This is a genomic window from Escherichia sp. MOD1-EC5189, from assembly GCF_002966045.1.
GTDB lineage: Bacteria > Pseudomonadota > Gammaproteobacteria > Enterobacterales > Enterobacteriaceae > Escherichia > Escherichia coli_F.
Genome location: NZ_PTRX01000003.1, coordinates 136,655 through 156,112 on the forward strand (window position 1 = coordinate 136,655; position 19,458 = coordinate 156,112).

The 19,458-nt window shown below is 48.8% G+C and carries 21 protein-coding genes and 1 other annotated feature; of the genes, 16 read left to right on the top strand and 5 right to left on the bottom strand.

The genetic code is table 11. The features are described from left to right. Positions 1–44 precede the first annotated feature (44 nt). Positions 45–581: a YniB family protein gene (locus ATB02_RS03655; RefSeq protein WP_000222172.1), complete on the top strand. Its 537-nt coding sequence runs from the start codon at positions 45–47 to the stop codon at positions 579–581. A 40-nt stretch (positions 582–621) separates the two neighbouring features. Here the strand turns inward: ATB02_RS03655 and ATB02_RS03660 are convergent, their stop codons facing one another. The 3 genes from ATB02_RS03660 to pfkB form a co-directional block, all read right to left on the bottom strand. Then, positions 622–1,482, bottom strand: a complete 861-nt coding sequence (locus tag ATB02_RS03660) for a fructosamine kinase family protein (RefSeq protein WP_032184351.1) — start codon at positions 1,480–1,482, stop codon at positions 622–624. Between the two features lie 105 nt (positions 1,483–1,587). Then, entirely contained in the window at positions 1,588–1,878 is a 291-nt protein-coding gene (ghoS, locus tag ATB02_RS03665) for a type V toxin-antitoxin system endoribonuclease antitoxin GhoS (RefSeq protein WP_000146149.1), read from the bottom strand. A gap of 100 nt (positions 1,879–1,978) precedes the next feature. After that, positions 1,979–2,908, bottom strand: coding sequence for a 6-phosphofructokinase II (gene pfkB, locus ATB02_RS03670; protein WP_000251742.1), 930 nt, complete (start codon positions 2,906–2,908; stop codon positions 1,979–1,981). A 286-nt stretch (positions 2,909–3,194) separates the two neighbouring features. On the opposite strand from pfkB, the gene ATB02_RS03675 reads away from it, so the two are divergent. Continuing rightward, positions 3,195–3,953 carry a DUF481 domain-containing protein gene (locus ATB02_RS03675; protein WP_000771396.1) on the top strand — a complete coding sequence of 253 codons (759 nt, stop codon included), beginning with the start codon at positions 3,195–3,197 and terminating at the stop codon, positions 3,951–3,953. A gap of 52 nt (positions 3,954–4,005) precedes the next feature. Here the strand turns inward: ATB02_RS03675 and yniD are convergent, their stop codons facing one another. Further along, a complete protein-coding gene (gene yniD, locus ATB02_RS03680; RefSeq protein WP_001142445.1) occupies positions 4,006–4,113 on the bottom strand; it encodes a small membrane protein YniD in 108 nt (35 codons plus the stop codon). Positions 4,114–4,275: 162 nt separating this feature from the next. Then, complete coding sequence (espL1, locus tag ATB02_RS03685) at positions 4,276–6,174, bottom strand: type III secretion system effector EspL1 (protein ID WP_032184350.1); 1,899 nt, start codon at positions 6,172–6,174, stop codon at positions 4,276–4,278. 520 nt (positions 6,175–6,694) lie between these two features. On the opposite strand from espL1, the gene thrS reads away from it, so the two are divergent. The 14 genes from thrS (at position 6,695) to selO (ending at position 19,456) form a co-directional block, all read left to right on the top strand. After that, positions 6,695–8,623 carry a threonine--tRNA ligase gene (thrS, locus tag ATB02_RS03690; protein WP_001144202.1) on the top strand — a complete coding sequence of 643 codons (1,929 nt, stop codon included), beginning with the start codon at positions 6,695–6,697 and terminating at the stop codon, positions 8,621–8,623. 3 nt (positions 8,624–8,626) lie between these two features. Next, the gene (infC, locus tag ATB02_RS03695) at positions 8,627–9,169 is read left to right on the top strand and encodes a translation initiation factor IF-3 (protein ID WP_001700733.1); all 543 of its coding nucleotides are present in this window, start codon (positions 8,627–8,629) and stop codon (positions 9,167–9,169) included. Positions 9,170–9,265: 96 nt separating this feature from the next. After that, complete coding sequence (gene rpmI, locus ATB02_RS03700; RefSeq protein ID WP_001124225.1) at positions 9,266–9,463, top strand: 50S ribosomal protein L35; 198 nt, start codon at positions 9,266–9,268, stop codon at positions 9,461–9,463. A 53-nt stretch (positions 9,464–9,516) separates the two neighbouring features. Next, positions 9,517–9,873 carry a 50S ribosomal protein L20 gene (gene rplT / locus ATB02_RS03705; RefSeq protein WP_000124850.1) on the top strand — a complete coding sequence of 119 codons (357 nt, stop codon included), beginning with the start codon at positions 9,517–9,519 and terminating at the stop codon, positions 9,871–9,873. Positions 9,874–9,989: 116 nt separating this feature from the next. Further along, positions 9,990–10,114: a sequence feature (Phe leader region), on the top strand. Beyond that, the gene (pheM, locus tag ATB02_RS26330) at positions 9,996–10,040 is read left to right on the top strand and encodes a pheST operon leader peptide PheM (protein WP_001386830.1); all 45 of its coding nucleotides are present in this window, start codon (positions 9,996–9,998) and stop codon (positions 10,038–10,040) included. (Overlaps the previous feature by 45 nt.) A gap of 209 nt (positions 10,115–10,323) precedes the next feature. Then, positions 10,324–11,307, top strand: a complete 984-nt coding sequence (gene pheS, locus ATB02_RS03715; RefSeq protein ID WP_000018588.1) for a phenylalanine--tRNA ligase subunit alpha — start codon at positions 10,324–10,326, stop codon at positions 11,305–11,307. 14 nt (positions 11,308–11,321) lie between these two features. Then, the gene (gene pheT / locus ATB02_RS03720) at positions 11,322–13,709 is read left to right on the top strand and encodes a phenylalanine--tRNA ligase subunit beta (protein ID WP_105271097.1); all 2,388 of its coding nucleotides are present in this window, start codon (positions 11,322–11,324) and stop codon (positions 13,707–13,709) included. A 4-nt stretch (positions 13,710–13,713) separates the two neighbouring features. Then, positions 13,714–14,013, top strand: coding sequence for an integration host factor subunit alpha (gene ihfA / locus ATB02_RS03725; protein ID WP_001229265.1), 300 nt, complete (start codon positions 13,714–13,716; stop codon positions 14,011–14,013). Between the two features lie 100 nt (positions 14,014–14,113). Further along, on the top strand, positions 14,114–15,094 hold the full coding sequence (btuC, locus tag ATB02_RS03730) for a vitamin B12 ABC transporter permease BtuC (RefSeq protein ID WP_000956530.1): 981 nt from the start codon (positions 14,114–14,116) through the stop codon (positions 15,092–15,094). A 60-nt stretch (positions 15,095–15,154) separates the two neighbouring features. Then, on the top strand, positions 15,155–15,706 hold the full coding sequence (gene btuE, locus ATB02_RS03735; RefSeq protein WP_001154187.1) for a bifunctional thioredoxin/glutathione peroxidase: 552 nt from the start codon (positions 15,155–15,157) through the stop codon (positions 15,704–15,706). Next, entirely contained in the window at positions 15,706–16,455 is a 750-nt protein-coding gene (gene btuD, locus ATB02_RS03740) for a vitamin B12 ABC transporter ATP-binding protein BtuD (protein WP_000029466.1), read from the top strand. Before btuE ends, btuD begins: the two co-directional genes overlap by 1 nt. 77 nt (positions 16,456–16,532) lie before the next feature. After that, positions 16,533–16,997: a C40 family peptidase gene (locus ATB02_RS03745; protein ID WP_001209785.1), complete on the top strand. Its 465-nt coding sequence runs from the start codon at positions 16,533–16,535 to the stop codon at positions 16,995–16,997. Between the two features lie 246 nt (positions 16,998–17,243). Continuing rightward, positions 17,244–17,957, top strand: coding sequence for an anti-FlhDC factor (ydiV, locus tag ATB02_RS03750; RefSeq protein WP_001563444.1), 714 nt, complete (start codon positions 17,244–17,246; stop codon positions 17,955–17,957). Between the two features lie 62 nt (positions 17,958–18,019). Beyond that, entirely contained in the window at positions 18,020–19,456 is a 1,437-nt protein-coding gene (selO, locus tag ATB02_RS03755; RefSeq protein WP_000175609.1) for a protein adenylyltransferase SelO, read from the top strand. Positions 19,457–19,458: the final 2 nt, after the last annotated feature.

Sequence of the window (19,458 nt, forward strand, 5' to 3'; positions counted from 1 at the left end):
CAGGTAAACTAAGTGAAACGACGCGTCTTAATCAAGGAGAACTCATGACGTATCAACAAGCTGGACGCATTGCTGTTTTGAAAAGGATTTTAGGTTGGGTGATTTTTATACCTGCATTGATCTCTACATTGATTTCTTTGCTGAAATTTATGAATACCCGGCAGGAAAACCAGGAAGGCATTAATGCGGTCATGCTCGACTTTACTCATGTCATGATCGATATGATGCAGGCGAATACGCCTTTTTTGAATCTGTTCTGGTATAACTCCCCGACGCCCAATTTTAATGGTGGCGTGAACGTTATGTTCTGGGTGATTTTCATCCTGATTTTTGTCGGACTAGCGTTGCAGGATTCCGGTGCCCGGATGAGTCGCCAGGCGCGCTTCTTGCGGGAAGGTGTTGAAGATCAACTCATTCTGGAAAAAGCCAAAGGGGAAGAGGGGCTAACGCGTGAACAAATTGAGTCACGTATTGTTGTGCCGCACCATACTATTTTCCTGCAGTTTTTCTCGCTGTATATCCTGCCGGTTATTTGTATTGCTGCAGGTTATGTGTTCTTTTCTCTGCTGGGGTTTATTTAATCAAAAGGCCGCACGGAGCGGCCATTATCCTCACCCCATATTATGCTGCTAATAATCTATCCAGTGACTGCTGAGCAATAACCAAATGCTGACCGCCAAATAACCTTGCACGATTTAACAGCGTGTAGAGTTGGTAAACCGGTTGACGTTCAAGGAAATCGGCAGGTAGCGGGGATACTGACTGATAGCCGTCATAGATTTGTGGCGGCTGTTCAGTATGCAGCGGTAACATCGCCAGGTCGCACTCTCGGTCACCCCAGTAGCAGGCCGGGTCGAAAATGTACGGGCCATCCGGACCCAGCGCACAGTTGCCGGACCATAAATCGCCGTGCAACAGAGAAGGCTGCGGTTGATGCGAGGCCAGACGCTGCTGAATATGCTCGACGATGGCATCGATATTGCCGAAAGCGATCCCTTTTTCTGCCGCCAGTTCCAGCTGCCAGCCAATCCGTTGTTCAGCAAAAAAAGTTGACCAGCGACGTTGCCAGGTGTTGGGCTGGGGAGTTGTGGAGAGCGCGTTATCGAAATCGAGGCCAAATTGCGGTTGGTCGCTCCATTGATGTAAACGCGCAATTTGCTGACCAAGAATAAATGCGCTATGCGCATCCAGCGGGCGAGGTGGGAGATAATCCATCACCAGAAAACTGTAGTCACGGTCAGCGCCAACTGCCCAAACCTTAGGCACGGTGACGGTTTTACTACGCGACAGTAACTCCAGTTGGTCGGCTTCGGCGGTAAAACCGGGAAGCAGTTCCCTTTCATCACATTTGACGAAAAAGTCACGTCCTGCATAGCGCAAATGCCATGCGGCATGGATTTCTCCGCCAGGCAGTTCATTACGCAGTTCGATTTCGCCTTCACCTAACTGCTCGCTCAAAAGACGACTGATTGCCTGCCACATGATGTCTCTCCCATGTTGTCTGCCAGATCATAAGGTTAGCGCAAGAATGCGGTGTAAAAACACGAGCTAACGCACACCACAGACTGATTATTGCCCAAAAACCATTTATTTTCTGTTGCTATTCCATTCCTCCCAGGTCGTGATGGTGATTTCAGGATCTTTGCCGGTTGCACTTTGGGTAAGCCCCGAAACCAGTTCTCTAATTTCTTCTTCACTTTGGGTACTGATAAGTCCAAAAGTGTTAGTCCCCAGCTCATGGATATTTCCATCATCATCCGTCATGGTGAGCAAAAAACCGTCGCGAGTCAGGTAATTATTCAACTCGTTAATTTCAGTCAATGTATCCTCGTGCAACATGACGGTTATGACATAACGGACAAGATCGCCACTGGCCATAGTTCACCCCTTTGTTATCACATGACTTTTGAGCATAGTCGGAGAAACGCGTTGCCGACAGGTTGGTGGTGATTCCCCCAATGCAGGGGGAATGTTTCAGTTAGCGGGAAAGGTAAGCGTAAATTTTTTGTGTATCGTCATGGGAGCACAGGCGTGTTCCCTGATTGAGTGTGGCTGCACTCCCCGCAGCTACGCCAAAACGGACCATCTCTTCAAGAGAGGCATTTTCTGCCAGTTTCAGTGTCATCGCGCCGACCATGCTGTCACCAGCGCCAACGGTGCTCTGGCTTTTCACCGGTGGTGGCACAACCTGAATGCAGTTTTCACTATCAACGCCCAGCGCCCCTTGTGGACCCAGGGAAACGACAACTCGTTTGGCCTTGCCGCTATTAACGATTTCCTGCGCGGCTTTGCGGACATCGTCTGGCTGGGTGAGTTCGCGATTCACCAGCGCACTGAGTTCTTTTTGGTTAGGCTTAACCAACTCGATGTTACCAATCGCCAGTGCTGCACTTAACGCTTCGCCAGAACTGTCGACGATACAGCGGATCCCTTGGTTTTGCGCAGCGGAAATCAGTTGGGTTAATTTTTCTAGCTTCACACCTGGCGGCAGGCTTCCGCTTATGACCAGGATAGCACCGGATTCAATTTCCAGAACTTGCTCTTCAAGTTGGCGAAACTCATCTTCACTTAATGCCGCGCCTGGCATGACAAAACGATACTGCTCACCGCTTGCTTCCACATGTACGTGTAAATTCTGCCGGGTCCAGTCTTTGGCTTCTACAGTAGCGACGGGGACATTTTCATCTGCCAACAGTGAAACCAGATGTTCGCCGGTCGCACCACCCGCCGGGAAGATCGCTGTGGCACTGCCTCCAAGATGGGCAATGGCGCGGGCGACGTTGATGCCGCCGCCTCCGGGTTCGAATACCGGTGCGGTACAGCGCAGCTTTCCTTCGGGATAAATTTGCGGGGTAATTGTTGCGCTATCGAGAGAGGGCGCAAGTGTCAACGTATAGATACGTACCATCATTTCCTCCTATAGGCTGATTTCAGTCTGGCACCGAATCAGCGGAAAGTGAAGAAATTAACAATATGATTTATTAGAGCTTTATTTAAAATTTTGCAGATAAATATATATAAATAAAAATCTGTTTTCGCCACATGCTTATTCAAAAAATGAAATAAGAATACATTGCTAAGTTATTCGCGCCTTTTTATAATTCGTTACCTTTCCAGGGACGCTAATCTTTGATCCTTAAGAAAGTTTCCGGGACCGCGAAGGTCTCTTTTTTTGTTGTACGGACTCTTGATAAATGAAGCTTTTGAAGACAGTTCCTGCCATCGTTATGTTGGCGGGGGGCATGTTTGCGTCACTGAATGCAGCTGCCGATGATTCCGTTTTTACTGTCATGGACGATCCTGCCAGCGCTAAAAAACCTTTCGAAGGTAATCTGAATGCAGGATATCTTGCACAATCAGGCAATACGAAAAGCTCCTCACTTACGGCTGACACTACCATGACCTGGTATGGACAAACCACTGCCTGGTCGCTGTGGGGGAACGCCAGTAATACCTCTTCTAATGATGAGCGTTCTTCAGAAAAATATGCGGCGGGCGGGCGTAGCCGTTTTAATTTAACTGATTATGACTATTTATTTGGGCAGGCAAGCTGGCTGACAGACCGTTATAACGGCTATCGAGAGCGCGATGTGTTGACCGCGGGTTATGGTCGCCAGTTTTTGAATGGCCCGGTACACAGTTTCCGCTTTGAATTCGGTCCAGGTGTGCGTTACGACAAATATACCGACAATGCCAGTGAAACCCAGCCGCTGGGTTATGCCTCCGGGGCTTATGCATGGCAGTTGACTGACAACGCTAAATTTACGCAGGGTGTTTCCGTCTTTGGCGCGGAAGACACAACGCTGAACTCTGAAAGCGCATTAAATGTTGCTATTAATGAACATTTTGGACTGAAGGTGGCTTACAACGTCACATGGAACTCTGAACCTCCAGAGTCTGCACCGGAACATACCGATCGTCGGACAACCTTATCGCTGGGCTACAGCATGTAACATTATCTGCCGGACCGTAGTATGCGGTCTGGCTGTTTTCGTTTGTCACTGCTCAGCCCCAAATCATTGCTGCCCAACGTAGCAACAACATAGCGCCACAGATTGCCAGTAGCACCACCACCATCTTCCAGTGTTTTTTATCAAAGCGTTTAGTCGGCATACCAGTGTCCTGCATATCTCTTGTGCGTGATAACGGAGTGTAACAAAAGGGACAGGCAACAAGGGATTTTTTGCAATTGCAGCCGTCGGGTGGCGTTGTGCACCCGGTCACTGTTATTGAGTTTAAAGTATATGTATCAACATATACATCGTAAATATTTAGTTATAAATACGCCTGTAGTTCATCTGGACTAAAGCTCAGGCTTTGGCTGATTACATTTATAGCTGCATAATATGTTTCTACCGTTTTATAATGATTATGATGAATGGCTATATGAACAGCTGATATGTTGTCATGATTTTTAGCGGCCAACAGTGTGAATAACTGATGTTGACTAAAAGAATATTTTTTTGCAAAAGTACACAGCGTCGATATATAAGATAGCACGACGTCTTCATTACCCTTGCTCATGGCGATGTATAAAGCAGGAGTTCCATGTGCTGTTGCGCCTTTTAATAAATCCATGATGTTAATTTTACTGAGGTTATATTTAAAGGCGATTCCATAAATTTTTGAGAGGAACCGTGTGACACACAAAGGGTGATTATTTTCCATTGCAGCAAATAATCCAGGCTCACCATCACGTGTTTTCATTGCTAAAATATCCATTACCAGCTTTTTGTTTAAAAGCTCTTGTGCTATTGGAGTGGTTAATGTATTAAGGAAGATATTGATTATTTCATCGAATCCATACAACATGGTAATGTAGAGTCCAGGTGTGTCATTGGCACTTTTAGTTTGCAGTAACTTAACTAGATTATTTTTATGAATGATGCGACTATTTACCAGTGACTGAATTTTTTGCATAAATATTTTTACGTTGTCAGTATGTCCGTTCATCATAGCCAGAAATAAAGCAGGAGTACCAACGCTATTCTGCGCAGTTATTATTTCAATGATTTCTTTTTCAGGGAGTATGGGTAACTGTTTGAATAATGTAATAAGCTGTTGAGTCTGTCCTGTGGCCATTATTAACAACATTGCCGATGGATGTATAGGGGCAAATGGCATTCGTGTCGCAATACCCGCGAAAATAGCCGCTGGAACTCCCTCAGGTAATAGAGGGAGAATTGCAATTGCACAGTTGCGAACATACATATCAGCCCAGGTCTGAGCATCGGGACCTGAACTGATGAACTTATCAAGCGAGAGAAAGCCCCGTGCAGTCCTGTGGGTACCTCTGACAGCAACGTTGGTATCGTTCGGGTCGTAAACGGACACAACATAACTTAATTGTCCATACGCTGACTGCTTTATTCGTAGCCTTACTGACAAAGTATGATTGTCTATATATAAAATCGCGGATATATGACTGACATTGTTTGCCATCATTCGACAGAAGAAAATATCTAAAGCGAAGCCAAAATCCTTACTCGCGATAACGCGACTCCCTGCAGGAGGATGGCGAAGTAATGCTCTGAACTCCGCGTCCCGGACTATAGGGACATGCTGTTGTATGGATTCAACGGAGGAGTAATGTTTAATCAGGTTGACTTTGCCTTTTCCATTTCCCAATGAATCAAGGGCGTATTGTAATGACAGATGGCGACAAAAAATAGCGTCAGAAGGAGATTGCAAAAAAAATGCACTACCATTGAGATTTACTGTTGGTTGTATAGTTTTTTCTCTATGGGTTTTTTTTGACAGCTTCATGCAATGGTTACGTTTTTCGGCAGTTGACTGTTCCTGTTCAATATAATCCAGTATGCTTCGCAAATGGTTAGCTTTAATGGGCGTGGTTTCCAGAAGTAAGGAAATGATTTCTTTTTTATAGTGTAATGTAATTAGTATATTTTCTGCATGGATGGGGGAAGTGGCAAAGTTAATGATAAAAAGGGCAGTGGAATAACAATTTTGTGATATTTTTCGACAGCTTGCGGTAAATTCCTGAGTAACACAGTATGACAGCATCGAACTTAAATCAGAGGTATCAAGTAGGGTGATGAGCTGGCGCGCAAATTGATTAATAGGCTCTGCTGAAGGTGTTGGTATGTCGCTATCGATGTGCACTCTATGAGGAGACTTATAATGAGTTCTGATAATGATATCGTTTTCACTCATAATCTATTCGCCTTATATATGTCTGGAGGTTTTGAGTATGATGATTAATTATTATCGCCAGAACGAAATGTGCACGAAAAATTGCTATAAGAATTGTGTCACTTTTATCATTGCGATATGACCAGTTCGTCATTAATCTCATGATCGTTTAAATACCACCGCCAAATAGCGCAACGAACTTTGCTGGATTCAGTTTATCTGCGTAAATCCGCTCGCAGTAAACCTTTCAGACGCTGCGTGATGTTATCAGTGGTTCTTTAAGCGTTTTGCTGGTGTACTCACTACAAACGAATTGCGAATCGAATCAATGTGAAACGGAAAGGTACAATCTCCCTTTTTTTAGTGTTAACATCGTTCAACCGGGTGGAAGGTGAGAGGTTAATGTCTTTCATTTGTGTACCTGATTGCGAACCAATTTAGCATTTGTTGGCTAGATGGTTTCGCAATGAACTGTTAATAAACAAATTTTTCTTTGTATGTGATCTTTCGTGTGGGTCACCACTGCAAATAAGGATATAAAATGCCTGTTATAACTCTTCCTGATGGCAGCCAACGCCATTACGACCACGCTGTAAGCCCCATGGATGTTGCGCTGGACATTGGTCCAGGTCTGGCGAAAGCCTGTATCGCAGGGCGCGTTAATGGTGAACTGGTTGATGCTTGCGATCTGATTGAAAACGACGCACAACTGTCGATCATTACCGCCAAAGACGAAGAAGGTCTGGAGATCATTCGTCACTCCTGTGCGCACCTGTTAGGGCACGCGATTAAACAACTTTGGCCGCATACCAAAATGGCAATCGGCCCGGTTATTGACAACGGTTTTTATTACGACGTTGATCTTGACCGCACGTTAACCCAGGAAGATGTCGAAGCACTCGAGAAGCGGATGCATGAGCTTGCTGAGAAAAACTACGACGTCATTAAAAAGAAAGTCAGCTGGCACGAAGCGCGTGAAACTTTCGCCAACCGTGGGGAGAGCTACAAAGTCTCCATTCTTGACGAAAACATCGCCCATGATGACAAGCCAGGTCTGTACTTCCATGAAGAATATGTCGACATGTGCCGCGGTCCGCACGTACCGAACATGCGTTTCTGCCATCATTTCAAACTGATGAAAACGGCAGGGGCTTACTGGCGTGGCGACAGCAACAACAAAATGTTGCAACGTATTTACGGTACGGCGTGGGCAGACAAAAAAGCGCTAAACGCTTACCTGCAGCGCCTGGAAGAAGCCGCGAAACGCGACCACCGTAAAATCGGTAAACAGCTCGACCTGTACCATATGCAGGAAGAAGCGCCGGGTATGGTCTTCTGGCACAACGACGGTTGGACCATCTTCCGTGAACTGGAAGTGTTTGTTCGTTCTAAACTGAAAGAGTACCAGTATCAGGAAGTTAAAGGTCCGTTCATGATGGACCGTGTTCTGTGGGAAAAAACCGGTCACTGGGACAACTACAAAGATGCAATGTTCACCACGTCTTCTGAGAACCGTGAATACTGCATTAAGCCGATGAACTGCCCGGGTCACGTACAAATTTTCAACCAGGGGCTGAAGTCTTATCGCGATCTGCCGCTGCGTATGGCCGAGTTTGGTAGCTGCCACCGTAACGAGCCGTCAGGTTCGCTGCATGGCCTGATGCGTGTACGTGGTTTTACCCAGGATGACGCGCATATCTTCTGTACTGAAGAACAAATTCGCGATGAAGTTAACGGATGTATCCGTTTAGTCTATGATATGTACAGCACTTTTGGCTTCGAGAAGATCGTCGTCAAACTCTCCACTCGTCCTGAAAAACGTATTGGCAGCGACGAAATGTGGGATCGTGCTGAGGCGGACCTGGCAGTTGCGCTGGAAGAAAACAACATCCCGTTTGAATATCAACTGGGTGAAGGCGCTTTCTACGGTCCGAAAATTGAATTTACCCTGTATGACTGCCTCGATCGTGCATGGCAGTGCGGTACAGTACAGCTGGACTTCTCCTTGCCGTCTCGTCTGAGCGCCTCCTATGTGGGTGAAGACAACGAGCGTAAGGTACCGGTAATGATTCACCGCGCAATTCTGGGGTCGATGGAACGTTTCATCGGTATCCTGACCGAAGAATTCGCTGGTTTCTTCCCGACCTGGCTTGCGCCGGTTCAGGTTGTTATCATGAATATTACCGATTCACAGTCTGAATACGTTAACGAATTGACGCAAAAACTATCAAATGCGGGCATTCGTGTTAAAGCAGACTTGAGAAATGAGAAGATTGGCTTTAAAATCCGCGAGCACACTTTGCGTCGCGTCCCATATATGCTGGTCTGTGGTGATAAAGAGGTGGAATCAGGCAAAGTTGCCGTTCGCACCCGCCGTGGTAAAGACCTGGGAAGCATGGACGTAAATGAAGTGATCGAGAAGCTGCAACAAGAGATTCGCAGCCGCAGTCTTAAACAATTGGAGGAATAAGGTATTAAAGGCGGAAAACGAGTTCAAACGGCGCGCCCTAACCGTATCAATGGCGAAATTCGCGCCCAGGAAGTTCGCTTAACAGGTCTGGAAGGCGAGCAGCTTGGTATTGTGAGTCTGAGAGAAGCTCTGGAGAAAGCAGAAGAAGCCGGAGTAGACTTAGTCGAGATCAGCCCTAACGCCGAGCCGCCGGTTTGTCGTATAATGGATTACGGCAAATTCCTCTATGAAAAGAGCAAGTCTTCTAAGGAACAGAAGAAAAAGCAAAAAGTTATCCAGGTTAAGGAAATTAAATTCCGTCCTGGTACAGATGAAGGCGACTATCAGGTAAAACTCCGCAGCCTGATTCGCTTTCTCGAAGAGGGTGATAAAGCCAAAATCACGCTGCGTTTCCGCGGTCGTGAGATGGCGCACCAGCAAATCGGTATGGAAGTGCTTAATCGCGTGAAAGACGATTTGCAAGAACTGGCAGTGGTCGAATCCTTCCCAACGAAGATCGAAGGCCGCCAGATGATCATGGTGCTCGCTCCTAAGAAGAAACAGTAAGGCCTTCAAGTAGCACTGTCTGTGGAGCCTTTGGGCTTCATAGGCTTTGTTCGCCTTTGTTTCGTTTATTAACAATGCGAAGTGGAAGTTATTAAAATGCCAAAAATTAAGACCGTACGCGGTGCTGCTAAGCGCTTCAAAAAAACCGGTAAAGGTGGTTTTAAGCACAAGCACGCTAACCTGCGTCACATTCTGACCAAAAAAGCGACCAAACGTAAACGTCACCTGCGTCCGAAAGCCATGGTTTCCAAAGGCGATCTGGGCCTGGTAATCGCGTGCCTGCCGTACGCATAAGCCGTTAACGTTTTTTAACTTTTTAATTAGAATATAGATACAGGAGAGCACATATGGCTCGCGTAAAACGTGGTGTTATTGCACGCGCACGTCACAAGAAAATTTTGAAACAAGCTAAAGGCTACTACGGTGCGCGTTCTCGCGTATACCGCGTTGCCTTCCAGGCTGTTATCAAAGCTGGTCAGTATGCTTACCGTGACCGTCGTCAACGTAAGCGTCAGTTCCGTCAACTGTGGATTGCGCGTATCAACGCAGCAGCACGTCAGAACGGTATTTCTTACAGCAAATTCATCAATGGCCTGAAAAAAGCCTCTGTTGAAATCGACCGTAAGATCCTGGCTGATATCGCAGTATTCGACAAAGTAGCGTTCACCGCTCTGGTTGAAAAAGCGAAAGCAGCTCTGGCATAAGCCAGTTGAAAGAGGGAGCTAGTCTCCCTCTTTTCGTTTCAACGCCATCAAAACATTGACTTTTATCGCCGTAGCCTTTTCAATAAAGGTCTTTTGAAAAGTACCAAAAGGTAACGCAAGCAATGAATGCTGCTATTTTCCGCTTCTTTTTTTACTTTAGCACCTGACTCCAGGAGGCTAGCGCGTGAGAAGAGAAACGGAAAACAGCGCCTGAAAGCCTCCCAGTGGAGGCTTTTTTTGTATGCGCGTTTTGAAAAATAAAAAGCCTGTCTCATCAGGCGTAATTGTCGCAGCCAGTCTGGGCACGGCCAGCGCGGAGAAACCGGAGCGTACTTAAGTACGTGAGGATTTCGAGCACTGCCCGGGACCAAAATGGCAAGTAAAATAGCCTGATGGGATAGGCTCTAAGTCCAACGAACCAGTGTCACCACTGACACAATGAGGAAAACCATGTCACATCTCGCAGAACTGGTTGCCAGTGCGAAGGCGGCCATTAGCCAGGCGTCAGATGTTGCCGCGTTAGACAATGTGCGCGTCGAATATTTGGGTAAAAAAGGGCACTTAACCCTTCAGATGACGACCCTGCGTGAGCTGCCGCCAGAAGAACGCCCGGCAGCCGGTGCGGTTATCAACGAAGCGAAAGAGCAGGTTCAGCAGGCGCTGAATGCACGTAAAGCGGAACTGGAAAGCGCAGCGCTGAATGCGCGTCTGGCTGCGGAAACGATTGATGTCTCCCTGCCGGGTCGTCGTATTGAAAACGGCGGTCTGCATCCGGTGACCCGTACCATCGACCGTATCGAAAGTTTCTTCGGTGAGCTTGGCTTTACCGTGGCAACCGGGCCGGAAATCGAAGACGATTATCATAACTTCGATGCTCTGAACATTCCTGGTCACCACCCGGCGCGCGCTGACCACGACACTTTCTGGTTTGACGCTACCCGCCTGCTGCGTACCCAGACCTCTGGCGTACAGATCCGCACCATGAAAGCTCAGCAGCCACCGATTCGTATCATCGCGCCTGGCCGCGTTTATCGTAACGACTACGACCAGACTCACACGCCGATGTTCCATCAGATGGAAGGTCTGATTGTTGATACCAACATCAGCTTTACCAACCTGAAAGGCACGCTGCACGACTTCCTGCGTAACTTCTTTGAGGAAGATTTGCAGATCCGCTTCCGTCCTTCCTACTTCCCGTTTACCGAACCTTCTGCAGAAGTGGACGTCATGGGTAAAAACGGTAAATGGCTGGAAGTACTGGGCTGCGGGATGGTGCATCCGAACGTGCTGCGTAATGTTGGCATCGATCCGGAAGTTTACTCTGGTTTCGCCTTCGGGATGGGGATGGAGCGTCTGACTATGTTGCGTTACGGCGTCACCGACCTGCGTTCATTCTTCGAAAACGATCTGCGTTTCCTCAAACAGTTTAAATAAGGCAGGAATAGATTATGAAATTCAGTGAACTGTGGTTACGCGAATGGGTGAACCCGGCGATTGATAGCAATGCGCTGGCAAATCAAATCACTATGGCGGGCCTGGAAGTTGACGGTGTAGAACCGGTTGCCGGTAGCTTCCACGGCGTGGTTGTGGGTGAAGTGGTTGAGTGTGCGCAGCATCCGAACGCTGACAAACTGCGAGTGACAAAAGTGAATGTCGGCGGCGATCGCCTGCTGGACATTGTCTGCGGTGCGCCAAACTGCCGTCAGGGCCTGCGTGTGGCGGTAGCGACCATTGGTGCTGTTCTGCCGGGTGATTTCAAAATTAAAGCGGCAAAACTGCGCGGCGAACCGTCTGAAGGGATGCTGTGCTCCTTTTCTGAGCTGGGAATTTCTGACGATCACAGCGGCATTATCGAACTGCCAGCGGATGCGCCGATTGGCACCGACATCCGCGAATACCTGAAACTCGATGACAACACCATCGAAATCAGCGTGACACCAAACCGTGCCGATTGCTTAGGCATTATCGGCGTGGCGCGTGATGTTGCCGTGCTGAACCAGCTTCCGCTGGTTGAACCGGAAATCGTTCCGGTTGGTGCGACCATCGACGACACGCTGCCGATTGCAGTAGAAGCGCCGGAAGCCTGCCCGCGTTATCTTGGCCGTGTGGTAAAAGGCATTAACGTTAAAGCGCCAACTCCGCTGTGGATGAAAGAAAAACTGCGTCGTTGCGGGATCCGTTCTATCGATGCAGTTGTTGACGTCACCAACTATGTGCTGCTCGAACTGGGCCAGCCGATGCACGCTTTCGATAAAGATCGCATTGAAGGCGGCATTGTGGTGCGGATGGCGAAAGAGGGCGAAACGCTGGTACTGCTCGACGGTACCGAAGCGAAGCTGAACGCTGACACCCTGGTCATCGCCGACCACAACAAGGCGCTGGCGATGGGCGGCATCTTTGGTGGCGAACACTCTGGCGTGAATGACGAAACGCAAAACGTCCTGTTGGAATGCGCTTTCTTCAGCCCGCTGTCTATCACCGGTCGTGCTCGTCGTCATGGCCTGCATACTGATGCGTCTCACCGTTATGAGCGTGGCGTTGATCCGGCACTGCAGCACAAAGCGATGGAACGTGCGACCCGTCTGCTGATCGACATCTGCGGTGGTGAGGCTGGTCCGGTAATTGATATCACCAACGAAGCAACGCTGCCGAAGCGTGCAACCATCACTTTGCGTCGCAGCAAACTGGATCGCCTGATTGGCCATCATATTGCCGATGAGCAGGTCACTGACATTCTGCGTCGTCTCGGCTGCGAAGTGACCGAAGGCAAAGACGAGTGGCAGGCAGTTGCGCCGAGCTGGCGTTTCGACATGGAGATTGAAGAAGATCTGGTCGAAGAAGTCGCGCGTGTTTACGGCTACAACAACATCCCTGATGAGCCGGTGCAGGCAAACCTGATTATGGGTACTCACCGCGAAGCCGATCTGTCGCTCAAGCGCGTGAAAACGCTGCTCAACGACAAAGGCTATCAGGAAGTGATCACCTACAGCTTCGTTGATCCGAAAGTGCAGCAGATGATCCATCCAGGCGTTGAAGCCTTACTGCTGCCAAGCCCTATTTCCGTTGAAATGTCAGCAATGCGTCTTTCCCTGTGGACCGGCCTGCTGGCAACCGTGGTGTACAACCAGAACCGTCAGCAGAACCGTGTGCGCATTTTCGAAAGTGGTCTGCGTTTCGTGCCAGATACTCAGGCACCGTTGGGCATTCGTCAGGATCTGATGTTAGCCGGTGTGATTTGCGGTAACCGTTACGAAGAGCACTGGAACCTGGCAAAAGAGACCGTTGATTTCTATGATTTGAAAGGCGATCTTGAATCCGTTCTCGACCTGACCGGTAAACTGAATGAGGTTGAGTTCCGTGCAGAAGCGAATCCGGCACTGCATCCGGGGCAATCCGCAGCGATTTATCTGAAAGGTGAACGTATTGGTTTTGTTGGGGTTGTTCATCCTGAACTGGAACGTAAACTGGATCTTAACGGTCGCACTCTGGTGTTCGAACTGGAGTGGAACAAGCTCGCAGACCGCGTGGTGCCTCAGGCGCGCGAAATTTCTCGCTTCCCGGCGAACCGTCGTGACATCGCGGTGGTGGTCGCAGAAAACGTTCCCGCAGCGGATATTTTATCCGAATGTAAGAAAGTTGGCGTAAATCAGGTAGTTGGCGTAAACTTATTTGACGTGTACCGCGGTAAGGGTGTTGCGGAGGGGTATAAGAGCCTCGCCATAAGCCTGATCCTGCAAGATACCAGCCGTACACTCGAAGAAGAGGAGATTGCCGCTACCGTCGCCAAATGTGTAGAGGCATTAAAAGAGCGATTCCAGGCATCATTGAGGGATTGAACCTATGGCGCTTACAAAAGCTGAAATGTCAGAATATCTGTTTGATAAGCTTGGGCTTAGCAAGCGGGATGCCAAAGAACTGGTTGAACTGTTTTTCGAAGAGATCCGTCGAGCTCTGGAAAACGGCGAACAGGTGAAACTCTCTGGTTTTGGTAACTTCGATCTGCGTGATAAGAATCAACGCCCGGGACGTAACCCGAAAACGGGCGAGGATATTCCCATTACAGCACGGCGCGTGGTGACCTTCAGACCCGGGCAGAAGTTAAAAAGCCGGGTCGAAAACGCTTCGCCCAAAGACGAGTAATCTGATCTAACTAAAAAGGCCGCTCTGCGGCCTTTTTTCTTTTCACTGTCGAAGAGTCACCGTAAAATCAACGCCATGACACTTCAGCAGAACGGATACCATGCTGACACTTGCCCGCCAACAACAGCGACAAAATATTCGCTGGTTATTATGCCTGTCAGTTTTGATGCTGCTGGCGCTTCTCTTAAGCCTTTGCGCCGGTGAACAATGGATTTCGCCAGGTGACTGGTTTACTCCTCGTGGCGAACTGTTCGTCTGGCAAATTCGCCTGCCACGTACGCTGGCTGTATTGCTGGTTGGTGCGGCGCTGGCTATATCCGGCGCTGTAATGCAGGCATTGTTTGAAAATCCTCTGGCAGAACCTGGACTACTTGGCGTCTCTAACGGCGCAGGCGTAGGGCTTATCGCCGCGGTATTGCTTGGGCAAGGGCAACTCCCAAACTGGGCACTAGGGCTGTGTGCGATTGCTGGCGCGCTTATCATCACTTTAATACTCTTACGTTTTGCCCGTCGTCATCTTTCGACCAGTCGGTTATTGCTGGCAGGCGTTGCATTAGGGATTATCTGTAGCGCACTAATGACGTGGGCTATCTACTTTTCCACCTCTGTTGATTTACGTCAGCTGATGTACTGGATGATGGGCGGTTTTGGCGGCGTAGACTGGCGGCAAAGTTGGCTGATGCTGGCATTGATCCCCGTGTTGTTGTGGATCTGTTGTCAGTCCAGACCGATGAATATGTTAGCACTTGGCGAGATCTCGGCGCGGCAACTGGGTTTACCCCTGTGGTTCTGGCGCAATGTGCTGGTGGCAGCGACCGGCTGGATGGTTGGCGTCAGTGTGGCGTTGGCGGGTGCTATCGGCTTTATTGGTCTGGTGATCCCACATATTCTCCGGTTATGTGGTTTGACCGATCATCGCGTATTACTTCCCGGCTGCGCGCTGGCAGGGGCGAGCGCATTGCTGCTGGCCGATGTTGTAGCGCGCCTGGCATTAGCTGCCGCAGAGCTGCCTATTGGCGTGGTCACCGCAACGTTGGGTGCGCCGGTGTTTATCTGGTTATTGTTAAAAGCAGGACGTTAGCCGCAAAAAGACGGTCTATGATTAAAAGCTAAGATTTTTACTGACCACCCAGGAGAAACGATGCAAGATTCCATTCTGACGACCGTAGTGAAAGATATCGACGGTGAAGTGACCACGCTGGAGAAGTACGCCGGTAATGTGCTGTTGATTGTCAATGTCGCCTCAAAGTGTGGCTTAACGCCGCAATATGAGCAGTTGGAGAATATTCAGAAAGCCTGGGCCGATCGTGGTTTTGTGGTGCTGGGATTCCCGTGCAACCAGTTTCTGGAGCAAGAACCGGGCAGCGATGAAGAGATTAAAACTTACTGCACCACTACCTGGGGGGTGACGTTCCCGATGTTCAGTAAGATTGAAGTTAATGGCGAAGGACGCCATCCGCTGTATCAAAAATTGATTGCCGCAGCGCCGACGGCAGTCGCGCCGGAAGAGAGCGGATTCTATGCCCGTATGGTCAGCAAAGGTCGTGCACCGCTGTACCCTGATGATATTTTATGGAATTTTGAGAAATTTTTAGTTGGCAGGGACGGATTGGTCATCCAGCGTTTTTCCCCGGATATGACGCCGGAAGATCCCATTGTGATGGAAAGCATTAAACTGGCGTTGGCGAAATAATGTCTATTGTGATGCAGCTACAGGATGTTGCGGAATCAACCCGCCTTGGGCCGCTTTCTGGCGAGGTTCGGGCTGGGGAGATCCTGCATCTGGTGGGGCCGAATGGCGCGGGTAAGAGTACCTTACTGGCGCGAATGGCCGGAATGACCAGCGGTAAGGGAAGCATTCAGTTCGCGGGGCAACCACTGGAAGCATGGTCCGCAACAAAACTCGCGCTGCATCGCGCCTATCTTTCACAACAACAGACGCCACCGTTTGCAATGCCGGTCTGGCACTACCTGACACTGCATCAGCACGATAAAACGCGTACCGAACTGCTGAATGATGTCGCAGGGGCGCTGGCTCTTGATGACAAACTCGGACGTAGCACCAATCAACTTTCCGGCGGCGAATGGCAACGCGTACGTCTTGCTGCGGTGGTGCTGCAAATCACACCACAAGCCAATCCCGCAGGCCAATTACTACTTCTTGATGAGCCTATGAACAGTCTTGATGTTGCGCAACAAAGTGCGTTAGACAAAATTCTGAGCGCGCTGTGTCAGCAAGGACTGGCGATTGTGATGAGCAGTCACGATCTCAACCACACCTTGCGTCATGCGCATCGGGCGTGGTTGCTAAAAGGTGGAAAAATGCTGGCCAGTGGACGCAGAGAAGAGGTGCTCACGCCGCCAAATCTGGCGCAGGCCTATGGGATGAATTTTCGCCGTCTGGATATCGAAGGTCACAGAATGCTGATTTCGACCATCTGATTTCATGAGTATCTTGAAAATCGGGTAATTACGACGCTAAATTAATGCAAGAATAAAAAACAGAGGAACCGTACGGAATGCGTTTCTGCCTTATTTTGATCACAGCACTGTTTCTGGCCGGGTGTAGCCACCATAAAGCACCGCCGCCAAATGCCAGACTTTCTGATTCGATTACCGTTATTGCCGGTTTGAACGACCAGCTACAGAGCTGGCATGGCACGCCGTATCGTTATGGTGGCATGACGCGGCGCGGTGTGGACTGTTCGGGGTTTGTGGTTGTGACGATGCGCGATCGTTTCGATTTGCAGCTGCCCCGTGAAACCAAACAACAAGCCTCTATCGGCACGCAAATTGATAAAGACGAGTTGCTGCCTGGCGATCTGGTCTTTTTCAAAACGGGTTCTGGACAAAATGGTTTGCATGTAGGTATTTACGATACCAACAACCAATTTATCCACGCCTCTACCAGCAAGGGAGTGATGCGTTCCTCTCTTGATAATGTCTATTGGCAGAAAAATTTCTGGCAGGCGAGACGAATCTAGTATGTCGAAAAATGGACGGCGATGATACATCTCCGTCCATTTACTCCTGAATACAGTAGTATTTTACAGACAAAAATACCGTAAATGGATTATTCGTTTATAATCAGGATAATCTAAAAAAAGGACCCCTGAAAAAGTGGTTAACATGGAACAAATGAAAGTTACTCCTTCTGTAATTGTTATGTCTTATGGCCTCATCCCTTTTAGCCGGATACTGAAAAACATCCTTCGAGAGGGACGGTTACCATGAAGATTTTTTTGGAGAATCTTTATCATTCTGATTGCTATTTCCTGCCGATAAGAGATAACCAGCAAGACCTTGTCGGCGTTGAGTTAATTACCCATTTCTCCAGTGAAGATGGTACGGTTCGTATACCGACGAGTCGGGTTATAGCGCAACTTACCGAGGAGCAACATTGGCAATTATTTTCTGAGCAGTTGGAATTGCTAAAATCATGCCAACACTTTTTTATTCAACATAAACTCTTTGCCTGGCTTAATTTAACCCCACAAGTGGCTACTTTATTATTAGACAGGGATAATTACGCGGGCGAACTATTAAAATATCCGTTTATTGAACTGTTGATTAATGAGAATTACCCGCATCTCGATGAAGGAAAAGATAATCGCGATCTTTTGTCCTTATCGCAAATGTATCCCCTTGTGTTAGGTAATTTGGGCGCAGGCAATAGCACAATGAAAGCGGTTTTTGATGGTCTTTTCACCCGCGTCATGCTGGATAAAAGTTTTATTCAGCAACAAATCACGCATCGCTCCTTCGAACCGTTTATTCGTGCGATCCAGGCGCAAATTTCCCCATGTTGCAATTGCATCATCGCGGGGGGCATTGATACGCCAGAAATAATGGCACAGATTACCCCCTTTGATTTCCATGCTCTCCAGGGATGCCTGTGGCCTGCCGTTCCTGTAAATCAGATAACGACGTTGGTTCAGCGATAACCCTCCTGTTTGCTGGTGTTTAAGACGAGAGTAACCGTCTACACTATCAAACAGGAGGATCTATGACCCTGTCTTTTATTACCCGTTGGCGCGATGAATTGCCAGCAACCTATACAACACTTTCCCCTACGCCTTTAAATAATGCCCGGCTGATTTGGCATAATGCCGAACTGGCTAACACGCTGGGTATTCCATCGTCACTGTTTAAAAATGGCGCAGGTGTCTGGGGTGGCGAAACCCTACTGCCTGGTATGTCACCACTGGCGCAGGTTTACAGTGGTCATCAGTTCGGCGTCTGGGCGGGCCAACTGGGTGATGGGCGCGGCATTTTACTCGGCGAACAACGGCTTGCTGATGGCACTACAATGGACTGGCATCTGAAAGGTGCTGGCCTGACGCCTTATTCGCGAATGGGTGATGGACGGGCGGTTTTACGTTCGACGATACGAGAAAGTCTCGCCAGTGAGGCGATGCATTATCTGGGCATTCCGACGACCCGCGCGTTGAGTATCGTCACCAGCGATTCGCCAGTGTATCGGGAAACGGTGGAGCCAGGCGCGATGCTGATGCGTGTGGCACCAAGCCATCTGCGCTTTGGTCATTTCGAACATTTTTACTATCGCCGCGAGCCGGAAAAGGTTCGTCAGTTAGCTGAATTTGCTATTCGTCATTACTGGTCACATCTTGCAGATGATGAGGACAAATACCGTCTCTGGTTTACCGATGTTGTCGCACGTACCGCATCGTTAATTGCCCAATGGCAGACGGTCGGCTTTGCTCATGGGGTGATGAATACCGACAACATGTCGCTGCTGGGGCTGACGCTTGATTACGGGCCGTTTGGTTTTCTTGATGATTACGAACCCGGTTTTATTTGTAATCACTCGGATCACCAGGGGCGTTACAGCTTTGATAATCAACCTGCCGTCGCGTTGTGGAATTTACAGCGTCTGGCGCAGACATTGTCACCATTTGTTGCCGTAGATGCCCTGAATGAGGCCCTGGACAGCTATCAGCAGGTTTTGTTGACGCATTATGGACAACGGATGCGGCAGAAACTGGGCTTCATGACGGAGCAAAAAGAGGATAACGCGCTACTGAATGAATTGTTCAGTCTGATGGCGCGAGAGCGCAGCGATTATACCCGAACATTCCGCATGCTGAGTCTGACCGAGCAGTACAGCGCGGCGTCACCGCTACGTGATGAGTTTATCGATCGTGCGGCATTTGATGACTGGTTTGCACGTTATCGGGTACGTTTGCAACAAGACGAGGTTACCGATAGTGAGCGTCAGCAGCTGATGCAAAGCGTAAATCCTTCGCTGGTGTTGCGCAACTGGTTGGCGCAACGGGCGATTGAAGCGGCAGAAAAGGGTGATATGACGGAATTGCACCGCCTGCATGAGGCGTTGCGAAATCCTTTCAGCGACAGGGATGATGACTATGTCAGTCGTCCACCTGACTGGGGTAAACGGCTTGAAGTCAGCTGCTCGAGTTAAAG